Source organism: Devosia sp. P2_G7, from assembly GCF_056403495.1.
Genome location: NZ_JBFUFI010000005.1, coordinates 153,499 through 167,257 on the forward strand (window position 1 = coordinate 153,499; position 13,759 = coordinate 167,257).

At 65.2% G+C, this 13,759-nt stretch carries 10 protein-coding genes; 3 read left to right on the plus strand and 7 right to left on the minus strand.

Going from position 1 to position 13,759, the window contains the following annotated elements; genetic code table 11:
- Window positions 1-72: 72 nt before the first annotated feature.
- The 4 genes from AC1DWU_RS10370 to AC1DWU_RS10385 all read right to left on the minus strand — a co-directional run bounded on the left by AC1DWU_RS10370 (window position 73) and on the right by AC1DWU_RS10385 (window position 7,650).
- Entirely contained in the window at window positions 73-1,686 is a 1,614-nt protein-coding gene (locus AC1DWU_RS10370) for a peptide ABC transporter substrate-binding protein (protein ID WP_477149895.1), read from the minus strand.
- A gap of 206 nt (window positions 1,687-1,892) precedes the next feature.
- Window positions 1,893-3,176, minus strand: a complete 1,284-nt coding sequence (locus AC1DWU_RS10375) for an acetyl-CoA C-acetyltransferase (protein WP_477149896.1) — start codon at window positions 3,174-3,176, stop codon at window positions 1,893-1,895.
- A 1-nt stretch (window position 3,177) separates the two neighbouring features.
- Window positions 3,178-5,142 carry a 3-hydroxyacyl-CoA dehydrogenase NAD-binding domain-containing protein gene (locus tag AC1DWU_RS10380; protein ID WP_477149897.1) on the minus strand — a complete coding sequence of 655 codons (1,965 nt, stop codon included), beginning with the start codon at window positions 5,140-5,142 and terminating at the stop codon, window positions 3,178-3,180.
- A 21-nt stretch (window positions 5,143-5,163) separates the two neighbouring features.
- The gene (locus AC1DWU_RS10385; RefSeq protein WP_477149898.1) at window positions 5,164-7,650 is read right to left on the minus strand and encodes an acyl-CoA dehydrogenase; all 2,487 of its coding nucleotides are present in this window, start codon (window positions 7,648-7,650) and stop codon (window positions 5,164-5,166) included.
- A gap of 299 nt (window positions 7,651-7,949) precedes the next feature.
- On the opposite strand from AC1DWU_RS10385, the gene AC1DWU_RS10390 reads away from it, so the two are divergent.
- The 3 genes from AC1DWU_RS10390 to AC1DWU_RS10400 all read left to right on the plus strand — a co-directional run bounded on the left by AC1DWU_RS10390 (window position 7,950) and on the right by AC1DWU_RS10400 (window position 10,756).
- Window positions 7,950-9,665: a long-chain-fatty-acid--CoA ligase gene (locus tag AC1DWU_RS10390; RefSeq protein ID WP_477149899.1), complete on the plus strand. Its 1,716-nt coding sequence runs from the start codon at window positions 7,950-7,952 to the stop codon at window positions 9,663-9,665.
- Complete coding sequence (locus AC1DWU_RS10395; protein WP_477149900.1) at window positions 9,652-10,044, plus strand: MerR family transcriptional regulator; 393 nt, start codon at window positions 9,652-9,654, stop codon at window positions 10,042-10,044. The genes AC1DWU_RS10390 and AC1DWU_RS10395 overlap by 14 nt, the downstream gene beginning before the upstream one ends.
- A 94-nt stretch (window positions 10,045-10,138) precedes the next feature.
- The gene (locus tag AC1DWU_RS10400; RefSeq protein WP_477149901.1) at window positions 10,139-10,756 is read left to right on the plus strand and encodes a hypothetical protein; all 618 of its coding nucleotides are present in this window, start codon (window positions 10,139-10,141) and stop codon (window positions 10,754-10,756) included.
- Window positions 10,757-10,785: 29 nt separating this feature from the next.
- Here the strand turns inward: AC1DWU_RS10400 and AC1DWU_RS10405 are convergent, their stop codons facing one another.
- Genes AC1DWU_RS10405 through AC1DWU_RS10415 form a run of 3 tightly spaced genes read right to left on the minus strand, consistent with a single transcriptional unit; the run spans window position 10,786 to window position 13,648 of the window.
- Window positions 10,786-11,040 (minus strand): UvrB/UvrC motif-containing protein, encoded by a 255-nt coding sequence (locus AC1DWU_RS10405; RefSeq protein WP_477149902.1) that lies wholly within the window; start codon window positions 11,038-11,040, stop codon window positions 10,786-10,788.
- Window positions 11,041-11,048: 8 nt separating this feature from the next.
- Window positions 11,049-12,626 (minus strand): cisplatin damage response ATP-dependent DNA ligase, encoded by a 1,578-nt coding sequence (locus AC1DWU_RS10410; RefSeq protein WP_477149903.1) that lies wholly within the window; start codon window positions 12,624-12,626, stop codon window positions 11,049-11,051.
- On the minus strand, window positions 12,623-13,648 hold the full coding sequence (locus tag AC1DWU_RS10415; RefSeq protein WP_477149904.1) for a ligase-associated DNA damage response exonuclease: 1,026 nt from the start codon (window positions 13,646-13,648) through the stop codon (window positions 12,623-12,625). Before AC1DWU_RS10415 ends, AC1DWU_RS10410 begins: the two co-directional genes overlap by 4 nt.
- Window positions 13,649-13,759: the final 111 nt, after the last annotated feature.

Here is a 13,759-nt window from a genome sequence, read left to right on the forward strand (position 1 = left end):
GGAGCGCCGTAAGCCGGCGGCAAAAATACAATCTGGGACCGCGGGTTTTGCCCGCGGTCCCCGTTGAGCCGGTTACTCCGACTTAGTCATCCAGCGGACACGGTTGATGTCCTTGGCATTGTCTTCGAAGCCCGTGATCTTGGGCGAGACGACGTTCTTGGACACGTACCAGTAGATCGGGATTGCCGCGAACTCGTCCATCGCCAGGGCTTCAGCCTGGTGCAGCAGGTCCGAACGCTTCACCAGATCCAGTTCCTTTGAGGCCTGGGTCAGCAGGTCGTCGAACTTCGGATTGGAGTAGCGGCCGTAGTTGTTGCCCCAGTTCATCACGCCATCTTGCGTGGTGCCGGTCTTGAGCAGGTCGAGCGTGTTGCTGGCATCGGAATAGTCGAGCAGCCAGCCGGCGCGGCCGACATTGAAGTCACCGGCGCGCAGTGCGTCGTAGTGCACAGCGGTCTCGGCATTGAACAGCTCGATCTGCACGCCGATCTGCTTCCACATGTCGGAGATGGCCACGGCGATGCGCTGGTGGTTCTCGTTGGTGTTGTAGCGCAGCTGCAGCTTCAGCGGGTTTTCCGGAGTGTAGCCGGCTTCCGCCATCAGCTTCTTGGCTTCTTCGACGCGTTGGTCATAGGGCCACTCTGCCCAATCGGGCGAGTACGGCACGCCTTCGTAGTTGGCAGTACCATTCGGGACCCAGCCATAGGCCGGCAGTTCGCCGGTGCCGAGCACGTCCGGCCCGATCACGTCACGAAGCACGGCGAGCGAGAGCGCCTTGCGGATGTTGACGTTGTCCAGCGGAGGCTTCGACTGGTTCAGCACGTAGTAGTAGATGCCGAGGAACGGCGCGACGTGTGCCTGGCCGGGATAGTTGTCCTGCAGGAACTTGTACTGGTCGGCCGGGAAGTCGGTGAGGATATCGAGCTCGCCCGCGCGATAGCGGTTGAGCGCCGCGGTCAGGTCCTCGGTGTTGTCCCAGCGGACTTCATCGATCTTCAGGCTGTCCTTGCCGTAATAGGTGTCGGACTTGACGCCGCGGAGGTACGAGCCGGGCACCCACTCGACGAGCTTATAGGGACCGTTGCCGACGATGTTGTCGGGCTGCGTCCACTGGTCGCCGAACTTCTCGATGATGTCCTTGCGGATCGGATAGGCGGTGTAGTGGGTCAGCGCCTGGAGGAAGAACGGGGTCGAGGCTTCGAGGGTGATCTCGAGCGTCTTGTCGTCGATGGCCTTGACGCCCAGCTGGCTGAAATCGGTGATCTCACCGCCGGCAAGCTTGGACGAATTCTTGATCGGGAACTGCAGGTAAGCGTATTCGGCTGCAGTCTTGGGGTCGAACAGACGCTGGAAGGCGTCGACCCAGTTCTGCGCAATGACCGGCACGCCGTCGGTCCAGTTGGCGTCGGCGCGGATCTTGAAGGTGTAAACGAGGCCGTCATCGGAGATCGTCCAGGACTCGGCTTGGCCGGCAATCGCGTCGGCATGCGTATCTTCGGCCATCAGGCCTTCGTACAGCTCGCCGATGATCCGGTTTTCCCAATCGCCGGATGCCTTGTGCGGGTCGAGTGAGCCGGGCTCGCTGCCATTACCCAGGTTGAGCGTCACGGCCTGCGCCGCGCTCCCCATGAACAGCGCTAACGCGCCGGCGGCCGCGACCGCTTTCAGGACCCCAATTATTTTCATTCTTGTCCCATCTCCTTGAACAGACGTTTCCTGACGGGCTTGGCGATTAGCATGCCATGCCTCATTTTGGCCGGACTGGTCGAAACCGCCCGATTGGGTACGGACCCTAGGGCATCGGGTTTTCGCTGACAAGCGGGACATTGACGTAAGCGTCAAGTGTGAGAAGGCTGTGGGAAACGCCTGCGTCACGGGGCCTTTGCTGCCGCTTACGCCGCCCGCTCCACCAGCGCGGTGACACCCATGCCGCCGGCGGTGCAGACCGAGATCAGGGCGCGCTGCTTTTCCGTCGTATTCAGCAGCTTGGCGGTGAGGCCGAGGATACGGGCGCCGGTGGCGGCGAAGGGGTGGCCGTAGGCGAGGCTGGAGCCCTTGGTGTTGATCTTGTCGGGGTCGATCTCGCCGAGCGGGGTCTCGCGGCCGAGGACGTTCCGGTTGTAGTCCGGGTCTCGCCAGGCCTTGAGGGTCGCCAGCACCTGGGCGGCGAAGGCCTCGTGGATCTCGAACAGGTCGATATCGGCGAAAGTCAGGTTGGAGCGGCGGAGCATCTCCGAGGCGGCGATGGTCGGGGCCATCAGCAGGCCCTCGCCATGCGCGAAATCGTTGGCGGCGACCTGGCCCAGGGTGAGGTAGGCGAGGATGGGAAGGCCGCGGGCCTTGGCCCACTCCTCGCCGGCCAGCAACACCGACGCGGCGCCGTCGGTGAGCGGGGTGGAGTTGGCGGCCGTCAGCGTGCCCTTGCCCGACTGCTTGTCGAAAGCCGGTTTCATCGTCGCCATCTTCTCGAGGCTGGTATCCGCGCGGACATTATTGTCCTTGAGGACGCCGGCGAAGGGGACGATCAGATCGTCGTGGAAGCCTTCGTCATAGGCGCGGGCGGCGTTCTGGTGGCTCTTCAGCGCCAGCGCGTCCTGGTCCTCGCGGGAGATCCCCCATTGGCGGGCCATCAGCTCGCAATGCTGCCCCATGGAGAGGCCGGTGCGCGGCTCCTGCGTCGAGGGCGCGATCGGGGTCAGTTCGCCGAGATTGAAGCCCTTGAACACCTTGAACTTCTCGCCGGTGGTGCGGGCGCGGCTGAGTTCGATCATGCGGTGCTGGAACTTGTCACCGAACACCACCGGACTGTCCGAAACGGTGTCGGAGCCGGCGGCGATGGCGCTGTCGATCTCGCCGGTGGCGATCTTGGCGCCGAGGCTAAGGGCTGCCTGCAGCGAGGTGCCACAGGCGATCTGCACGTTGGTGCCGGGGGTGCGGGGTGAGAGGCCGGCATCGAGGCTGGCTTCGCGGGCGAGGTTGAAATCGCGGCTGTGGCTGAGCACGGCGCCGGCCATCACCTCGCCGATCACCTCGCCCTTGAGGTTGTACTTGTCGACGAGGCCGCCGAGCGCCGCACCGAGCATCGAGAGGTTTCCCTCCTCGGCGTACCCGGTATAGGCGCGTGCGAAGGGGATGCGGGCCGAGCCCACGATGGCGACTTTACGCAGTTCGGCCATCTCAGGCTCTCCCGTCCTTGCGGGCCTGCATCGGCCCTCCGAGGAACGGCGCGAAACCGGTCCCGTAGATGACGCCGATATCGGCAAGATCGGCCGAGGCGACGACGCCTTCGGCCACGGCGATTTCGGTGGCATCGACCAGCGGCTGCACCAGCTCGCGCCCGAGGCCGGCGAGATCCGGATGCGGCGGCACCTCGCCCTTCACCGCCTTGCCGTTGGTCCAGGTGTAGAACCCCTGCCCGGTCTTGCGGCCGAGCTTGTTCTCGGCGACCAGCCGGGCGAAATCGCTGGCCGGGGGCACCGGACTGCCGAGCTCCTCGGCGACCGACTTGCCGACATCCAGCCCAACCGTATCCATCAGTTCGATCGGCCCCATCGGCATGCCAAAGGCGACAGCAGCAGCGTCGATCTGCTCCTTGTTCTCCCCCGCCTCGACGCGCTGTACGGCGGCGAGCATGTAGGGCATGAGCACACGATTGACGAGGAAGCCCGGCGCAGACTTCACCACGACCGGCGACTTGCCGATGGCGAGCGCGAAGGCGGCGCCACGGGCGATGTCGGCGTCCGAATTGAAGCGGGAACGGATCACCTCGACCAGCGGCAGCTGCGCGACCGGGTTGAAGAAGTGCAGCCCGATCAGGCGGCCGGGGGCGGTGAGGTTCTCGGCGATGCGCTCGAGTTCGATCGACGAGGTGTTGGTGGCAAGGATCGCGCCCGGCTTGGTCTTCAGCTCGGCATCGGCGAAAATCTTGCGCTTGATCTCGAGGTTCTCGACCACCGCTTCAATCACCACGTCGGCGCGGGCCAGACCCTTGCCGGAGACGTCGGCCTCAAGCCGGGCGACGGCATTGCCGATCTCGGTCTTCGAGCGCAGCCTCTTCTGGAACAGCTTCTTGGCCCGATCGAGCGCCGGCTTGATGCGCTCCAGGTCGAGATCCTGCAGGGTCACGCCCATGCCGCGCAGCGCGCACCAGGCGGCAATGTCGCCACCCATGACGCCGGCGCCGACCACGTGGACCCGCTGGAATACCGGCTTCTCCTTGCCGCGCACGCCCTGCTTCTTGAGGCCTTCGGAGAGGAAGAACACCCGGCGGAGATTCTTCGAGGTGGGCGAAGCCATCAGCGGGATGAAGCGCTCGGCCTCGCCCTGCTTCATGGCGCGCCAGTCGTTGCCGTGTTCCTCGAACAGGTCGATCAGCGAGTACGGCGCCGGGAAGTGCTCGGGGCTGGCTTTCTTCTTCGCCTCTTCGCGCATCTTGTTGGCGATGTAGCCTCGCACCGGGCCGAGGGCAGCGGCGCGCTTGGCGAACGGCGCCTCAACGCTCTTACGGTTCTGCAGCACGGCTTTGCGGGCCTCCCAGCGCAGCGTGTCGCGGTGGCGGACCAGCTTGTCGACCAGTCCCATGCGGCGAGCCTGACTGGCGCGCAGCATCTTGCCGGTGAGCATGATCTGCATGGCATCGACCGGCCCGGCCTGCCGGATAGAGCGGCCGGAGCCGCCGAAGCCCGGGAAGATGCCGAGATTGACCTCTGGGAAGCCGATGCGGGTCTTGTCGTCGTTGACGGCGACCCGGTACTGGCAGGCGAGTGCCAGCTCCAGCCCGCCGCCGAGGCAGAAGCCATGGATGCCGGCGACGACGGGCACCTTCAGCGCCTCGATCCGATCAAACAGCGCGTGCGTGCGGTCCAGCGCCGCCTTGAGCACGCCGGGATCGGACATGTCGTCGAACTCGGTGACATCGGCTCCGGCGATGAAGCCGGAGTCCTTGGCCGACAGCAGGACCACGCCCTTCAGCTCGCCACCGTTCGCCAGCTCTTCGAGGGTCGAAACGATGCCCACCAGTTCGGACAGCGTCTCGCGGCTCAGCGTGTTCACCGGCGAGTCCGGCGTGTTGATCGTCAGCCAGCCGATGCCCTCGAAATCGAGGTCGAAACTCCAGGCGCGGCTTGGGGGCATCTGGGCCATTTCCGGCTCCTCGTTCTGGAACTACTCGGCGGCGGCGTCGATGGCGGCGGGCTCACGCCTGAGCTGCTTCGAGCCCAGTTCATCGAAGTCGAAATCGTCCACCTTGATCACCCGATCGGTGGCTTGGTCGGCGAGCCGCAGCGTCGCCGCTTCCGCCTCGGTGAGCACCCCGGCCTCCACTGCATCGCTGATCGCGTCGCGGTCGAGCCGGCGCTCGATGACGCTCTTCTTGATGGCGCGGACGAACTTGGTCTCGATCTCGGCCGCCGCTGTCACCTTGATCAGCGCGTCTTCGAGGACGCCGGTCGGATCCTTGGGGTCCATCGAGACATAGGTTCCCTTGGTAAGCCGGTCGCGGAAGGCGCCGGGCTGCATCACCGAACGGGCCAGCCGGTAAGTCTCGCGGTCCGAGGCCGGCTTGGCATGGCGACCGAGAGGAAACACCAGCACCCGCATCAGGTTCCGCAGTGCGAAGTTGGGGAAGTTGGCGAACACAGCTGCAAAGCTCTGTTCCATCGAGAAGACGAGGTCGCGCGCCACCGCCTCGACCACCGGTCGGTCTTCCGCGAGCCGCCCATCATCCTCGTAGCGGCGGAGCACCGAGGAGAGGAGGTACAGGTCTGAGAGGATGTCCGCCATGCGGCCCGAGAGGCGCTGCTTGCGCTTCAGGTCGCCGCCGAGGAAGGCCACGGTCCAGTCGCCGCAGAGCGCGAAGCTCTGGCTGTAGCGGCTGAGCTGCCTGTACCAGTGCGCCATCTCGTGATCGACCGGGGTCGAGGCGAAGGCGCCGAAGGTTACGGCGTGGAGGAAGCTGCCCGCCATGTTGCGCAGCATGAAGCTGACATGGCCGGCGAACGCGGTGTCGAAGGCAGCGATGCCGGCCTTCCGGTCCTTGTTCTGGGCGGCCGAAATCTCGGCGTAAAGGTAGGGATGAGCCCGGAGTGCGCCCTGCGCGAAGGTGATCAGCGTGCGCGTCAGGATGTTGGCGCCTTCGACGGTGATCGCGACCGGCGTCGTCATGTAGCCTGAAAACAGGTAGTTGGTCGGCCCGTCCTGCACGGCACGCCCGCCATGGATATCCATGGCGTCGTTGAAGGCGAGGCGCATCGCCTCGGTGGTGCGGTACTTGAGCAGCGCCGACAGCACTGACGGGCGCTGACCCTCGTCGACCATCGAGGCGGTGAGGCCGCGCGAGGCCTCGTAGGTGTAGGCGAAGCGCACCATGCGGCTCAGCGGCTCGGCGACGCCTTCCATCAGCCCCACCGGAATGCCGAACTGGCGGCGGATGCGGGCATAGGCCGAGGTCACCCGCAGCGCGTGCTTGATGGAGACGGTGCCGATGGCCGGCAGCGAGATGGCGCGGCCGGTGGCGAGGCACTCCATCAGCATGCGCCAGCCCTGCCCGGCATACTCGGTGCCACCGATCAGGAAATCCATCGGGATGAAGACGTTACGGCCCTGCGTCGGCCCGTTCATGAAGGCGGAGCGTGCCGGATAGTGGCGGCGGCCGATCTTGACGCCCTTGTGCTTGGCCGGGACCAGCGCCAGCGTGATGCCGATATTGTCGACCTCGCCGATGAGGTGTTCGGGGTCATGCAGGTGGAACGCGAGGCCGAGCAGGGTCGCGACGGGCGCCAGCGTGATATAGCGCTTGTCCCAGCTGAGCTTCACGCCCAGCGTTTTCTTGCCCTCGTACATGTCGTAGCAGACGACGCCGACATCGCGCATGCCGGCCGCGTCAGAGCCCGCGTGTGGACCGGTGAGCGCGAAGCACGGCACCTCCTGGCCCTTGGCGAGGCGGCTGAGATACTTCTTCTTCTGCTCCTCGGTGCCGTACTTCTCGAGCAGTTCGCCGGGCCCGAGCGAGTTGGGCACCATCACGGTGATGCCGGCAGCAATCGAGCGCGAGGCGATCTTTGACACCACCTGGCTCTGCGCCTGCGCAGAGAAGCCGAGGCCGCCGTGTTCGCGGCCGATCAGCATGCCCAGAAAGCCCTGCTCCTTGAGATAAGTCCAGACGGCCGGAGGCATATCGGCGCGGTTGTTGCGCGTATCCCAGTCGTCGATCATCGAGCAGACTTTTTCGCACGGCCCATCGAGGAACGCCTGCTCCTCGGTCGAGAGCGTCGGCTTGCGGACGCCGAGCAGCTTCTGCCAGTCGGGCTTGCCCGAGAACAGCTCCGCATCCCAGCCGACCGTGCCGGCATCGAGCGCTTCCTGCTCGGTGCGCGAGACGCGGGGCAGGATGGATTTGACGAGGCCGTAGGCGGGACCGGTCAGCAGCAGCTTGCGGACCGGAACGAGTGTGAGGAGACCCAGGATGGCGGCCGGCAGGAGTGCCAGCACCCAGCCCAGCACATCCGTCATCAACCAGAGACCATTATCTGTCGAGATGCGGCTCAACGCCCCGATGACCAGCGCGGCGACCGCCCACTGCCAGAGCGGCGCGCGGCGCATCGCCAGCACCGCGAAAGCAAGGATCGACAGGATCAACAGCGCCCAGACCATGCATATCTCCTCGACCAAGGTCGCGGCGCACCGTCAACAAGCGAGATGAGCCCCCGCTCAACAACGCGCCCGGTCCGACTCTTGTTGCCGATTGTTATGCCCGGGCAGGCACCATCGCTACAAAATAGCGATGGTTGACGTATACGTCAACTGGTGGACGCGGGCGTTGCGAGGGCACCGAGCAAGCTGCCGCGCCACCCTGAACCTCCGGCACTCCCGCATCAACGTCTCCCGTTTGACGCTAACGTCAATTGATGGGATATTTCTGCCAACGGGCGAAAAGCCTGAGGAGGAAGAAGATGGCCACGACGGCAGCGGAGGGCGCCGCCCGCCCCTGGATCCAGCATTATCCCGAGGGCATTGCCTGGGACGCGCCGATCGACCTGACGCCGGTGCATGAGCAGGTGCTGGCCACCTGTGCTCGCACGCCGAACACCGATGCGCTGGATTTTCTCGGCAAGAAGACCCGTTTCGGCGAACTGGCCCGGCTGATCAATGCCTTCGCCGGGGCACTGCAGAGCGAGTTCGGGGTCAAGAAGGGTACGCGCGTCGCGCTGCTGCTGCCCAACACGCCGTTCTACGTGATCGCCTATTACGCGGTGCTGCGCATCGGCGGCATCGTGGTGAACTGCAACCCGCTCTACACGGTCAAGGAGCTGAGCCACATCGTCGGCAATTCCGGCGCCGAGCTGATGGTGACGCTGGACCTGAAGCTGACATTCGAGAAAGCCGAGGCACTGGTCGAGGCCGGGCACATCAAGCAGCTGATCATCTGCCATTTCCCCGATGCGCTGCCCGGTGTGAAGAAGCTGCTGTACCGGCTGGCGAAATCCAAGGACCTCAGCAAGGTCGACCAGAGCGGCATCGCCGGCAAGGTGATCCATTTCGAAAAGCTGGTGTCACGCAACCTGATGCCGGCTCCGGTGACCATCGACGCCACCAAGGACGTGGCGGTGCAGCAATATACCGGCGGCACCACCGGGCTGCCCAAGGGCGCCATGCTGAGCCACGCCAATATCGCCGCCAACCTCAGCCAGATCGACGCCTGGGGCTGCGGGCTGTTCTATCCGCCGAGCCGCGTGGTTGCGGTGCTGCCGTTCTTCCACATCTTCTCGATGACGGTGTGCATGAACGTGCCGCTGTCCGTGGGGTCGCAGGTGGTGATGCTGCCGCGCTTCGAGATGAAGGCCTTTCTCAGCCTGATGACCCGCACTGGCGCCAACATCCTGCCGGCCGTGCCGACGCTGGTGCAGGCGCTTTCCAAGGCCGGGGACAAGGCGAAGCCGCATCTGGTCTCGGTCGAGGTGACGATCTCCGGCGGGGCGCCGCTGTCCGACGAGGTGCGCCACAACTGGAGCAAGGTCTCGAGCTCGCTGCTCGCCGAAGGCTATGGGCTGACCGAAGCCTCGCCGGTGGTGTGCTGCGCGGCGCTGCGCGTACCGAGCAAGCCCCTGTCGATCGGCCAGCCGCTGCCGGCAACCGATATCCGCTTCGTCGACGTCGAAAGCGGCAGCGTCGTGCCGCTCGGCGAGCGCGGCGAGCTGCAGGTGAAAGGCCCGCAAGTGATGCTGGGCTATTACAACAACCCGGAGGCGACCAAGGACGCCTTCATGGATGGCTGGCTGCGGACCGGCGACATCGGCCTCATCGATGAGGACGGCTATGTCTTCCTCGTCGACCGCATCAAGGACCTGATCATCTGCTCGGGCTTCAACGTCTACCCGCGCAACATCGAGGAAGCGATGATGCACCACCCGGCGGTGGAAGAGGTCAACGTCATCGGCGTGCCCGACGAGTATCGCGGCGAGGCGCCGGTGGCCTTCGTCAAGCTACGCCCGGAGCAGAAGACCACCGAGGCCGAACTCAAGAAATTCCTGGCAGACACGCTCAACAAGATCGAAATGCCCAAGGAAATCATCTTCAAGGACCAGTTGCCCAAGACGCTGATCGGCAAGCTGTCAAAAAAGGAGCTGCGCGAAGAGTACGCAGCGCGGAAGAAGCATGAACCGGCCTGAACCCGAAAACCGCGACCTGTTCGCCATTGCCGACCTCAGCCAGGAGTTCGGCATCTCGACCCGCGCCATCCGCTTTTACGAGACCAAGGGGCTGCTCAACCCGGAGCGGGTCGGTGGCACCCGGGTGTTCCGCCGCCGCGACCGCGCACGGCTCATCCTGATCCTCCGCGGCAAGCGGCTCGGCTTCTCGCTGCGCGACATCTCCGACTATCTGAGCCTCTACGACGCGCAATCGCAGACCGCGCAGACCCAGCTGCTGGTCGCCAAGGTGGACGAGCGGCTGGACCTGCTGGAGCGGCAGAAGGCCGACCTCGAAACGACGATCGGGGAATTGCGGGAGATCCGGAAGCTGGCGGGTGACCAGATGGTGCGGGGGTAGCGCACTCGCTCCACCCAGACGAGTTGTCGATAGTGCCTACGCTGTTTGTCGACAGCGCCCAAAGGCCACAACCCGCGTTGACGAAGGACATCCGATGAGAAGCTTTGCTATCTGGCGCCGCGCCGCGGCCGCCGTTCTTCTGACTGGCCTCGCAATTCTGCTCTCCGGCTGCGTACTTGGGTCCGCAACTCCGCTCGTCCCCACCGATGAAGCGGTCGAACTGCTGCCAGCTGGCTTCACCTTCGTCACCTACAGCGAAAAGGACGGAGCGTTCGCCCGCTCGTCGGACCAGCCGCCGGGCGGCTTTGCACAAGTCGCCGGCTCGAGGACCTATGCCGATCCCGCCGGCGAGATGACGGTCTACTTCGTGCCGCGCGCCGACGGGAGCCACCTGCTCAATGTCGTGGGCAAGTCAGCCGAAGGCGGCGGCGTGATGTATGGGATCGCCCGCTATCGGGACGGCATCATGGAGCTGCGCATGATCTTTGCCGCCGATCCGGCCGCTGAACTCGCAGCTGCCGGGCTCGCCACACCTGCCGGCGTGACCATCGCCGAGAAGGCCGTCACGGTCATCGATCGCCCCGGGCTCGAAGCGATCATCGAGCTGATGGCCAAGGGCACGATTACCACGTCTCCGCTGATTGCGTGGGCCGGGACGGGCGAGCCGCCGGCAACGATCGTGAGGGATGGCGACTGGTACAAGGCCGCGTGAAGCGCGACGACGTCCGGCGCCGCGGATGACTAGCGCTTCCGCGGTTTTACATTGGTCATCAGGTCCGGCTTCTTCGGCCGCTTCCAGCCCTTGGGCGGCTCGACCACCGGGACTTGCGTGCCGAGCCCCATCTCGCCCGGAGGCGGCTGCCGGACGGCGCCACCCTTCAGCGACGCGATCTCGTCGCGCAGCCGCGCCGCGGTCTCGAAGTCCTCGCGGGTGACGGCGGCGAGCATTTCGCCTTCGAGCGCGATGATCTTTCTCTCGATGGCGGCGAGCGACATTTGCGGCCTCAGGTGGCGGTCAGGAAGACCTGCATTTCTTCGAGCGTCGCGGCCTCCGCGGCCGGCTTGTCCCACCTTATCCGGTTGATGCGGGGGAAGCGAAGCGCGATGCCGGATTTGTGGCGGCCGGATTCCTGAGCGGAATCAAAGGCTACCTCGAACACCAGTTCCTTCGACACCTCGCGGACGGGGCCGAAGCTGGCGACGGTGTTGTTGCGGACCCATTTGTCGAGCTGCTTCAGTTCCTCGTCGGTGAAGCCGAAATAGGCTTTGCCGATGGGGACGATCTCGTTGCCTTTCCAGACGCCGAATGTGTAGTCCGAGTAGAACGACGAGCGCTTGCCGTGGCCGCGCTGGGCGTACATCAGGATTGCGTCGACCACGTTCGGATCGCGTTTCCACTTGTACCACAAGCCCTTGGGGCGACCGGGGACGTAGGGCGCGCTGCGCAACTTGACCATCACCCCCTCATGGCCGTGCTCGGCGGCGCCGCGGCGGCGGATCTCGGCGAGGTCGTCCCAGTCGCGGTAGGTCAGCACCGGCGAGAGGTCGAGACGGGTCTGCGGGTTCCTGACGAACCAGGCTTCGAGGCGCTTGCGGCGCTCGGTCCAGGGGAGGCTCCGGATGTCCTCAACGCCCTCGAAAAGCATGTCATAGACGCGCACGAATGCAGGGAAAGTCGCTACATGTTTGGCAATTGCCTGCTTGCGGTTCAATCGCTGCTGCAGGTCGTTGAACGGCAACGGTTCGAACTCGGCGCCGACCAGCAATTCGCCATCCAGCACGGCGTCGCCGAACACGCTCTCGACCACATCGGGGAATGCCGCCGCGATATCGTCGCCGGTGCGCGAGAACAGCGACACCTTGCCCTTCGACGCGATCAGCTGCACCCGGATGCCGTCCCATTTCCATTCGGCGACGAAATCGGCCGGATCGAGCTTTTCGAGGTCCCTGCCCTCGTCGATCGGGTTCGACAGCATCAGCGCATGGAAGCGGGCGGTGTGGTCGATATCGGGGCGCTCGGTCTTGCCGGTGAGCCAGTCGAACAGGTCGGTGTAGGGCACGACGAGGCCGTTCCACACCTCCTCGATGTCCTGCAGGTCCTTGCCGCTCATTTCGGCCAGCGCGGTTTTCGCGAGACGCGCCGATAGCCCGATGCGCAGCGCGCCGGTGGCGAACTTCACCAGCGCCCAGCGCTCATTGATCGAGGCGCGGGTGAGGAGCGAGCCGATGAGGCGCGGCAGTTCCGCCTTGCTGGTCATGTTGAACAGCTCGACCAGATCGCTCAGCGACGGCAGCGGCTCGGTGCCGCCGTGATGGGGCCAGATCAGAGCAATCGTCTCGCCGAGGTCGCCGACATAGTCGTAGCTGAGGCTGAAGAGGTGCGGATCGACCTCGGCAAGGACAACATCGCGGAGGATCGCCGGCTTGACGTTCTTGAAGGTCAGCGCGCCGGTGAGGATGGCGAGGGCATAGCCGCGGTCGGGGTCCGGCGTGTCGCGAAAATACTGGCTCAGCGCTTCGATCTTGCGATTGCGCGATGGGGTGAGCGCCAGCAGCTCCATCAGTTGCGCGAACCGTCTCACTCTTCGAGCTCCCCCTGCTCCGGCTCGCCGCCCTCTTCGCCTTCCTCATAGGCCTGGATGTTGAGCGGTTCGGCCTCGAGCCCCTGCTGACGGCAATGGTAGACCAGCGCGTCCTCGCGACCATGGGTGACCCAGACCTTGCCGGCCTTGGTCTCCGCGATGGTCTGGCGCAGCTCGTTCCAGTCGGCATGGTCGGAGATCACCAGCGGCAGCTCGACGCCGGACTGCCGGGCGCGCTGCTTGACGCTCATCCAGCCTGAGGCGACGGCGAGCACCGGATCGGGCAGCCGCCGGCTCCAGCGATCCTTGATGGCGGAGGGCGGCGCGATGACGATTTGTCCGGCGAGTTCGGACTTGGTGGTCCCGAGCGTCGGCTTCAGCTCGCCCAGCCGGATGCCGCGTTCGACATAGAGTTCGCACAGACGGATCATCGCGCCATGCAGGTAGATCGGCGCGTCGTAGCCGGCGTCGCGGAGCAGCGCGATGACCCGCTGCGCCTTGCCCAGCGCATAGCAGCCGATGACATGGGCGCGATCCGGAAAGCTGGCAGCCGAGCGAAGCAGCCTGGCGATCTCGTCGAACGGATCGGGATGCTGGAATACCGGCAGGCCAAAGGTGGCTTCGGTGACGAGGAGGTCGCATTCGGCGAGCTCGAACGGCTGCGATGTCCGGTCCGGTAGCCGCTTGTAGTCGCCGGTGACGACGATGCGCTGCGCCTTGTGCTCCATCAGCACTTGCGCCGAGCCGAGGATGTGCCCGGCAGGTTTCAGGGTGATAGTGACGTCGTCGACCTGCAACGGCGTATCGAACTCAAGCGGCTGGAACGTGCGCGCCGAATCCTCGCCATAGCGTGCCTTCATGATGGCGATGGTGTCGGGCGTCGCCAGCACCGCGCCATGACCGGCGCGGGCGTGATCAGCATGGCCATGGGTGATGATGGCCCGGGCCCGCGGGAACGGCGGGTCGATATAGGCGTCGATGGGCAGGACGCGCAGGTCGCGATCAAGGAAGGGGGAAGCCATGAAACTACAGTACTTCCTGCATCCGAAGCTGGCCCATGAAAATCAACGGCCGAACTCTATCCCGGTTGCATGGGAGCGAATAGGCTGCGCTCCGGAGATCACGCGGAGCCG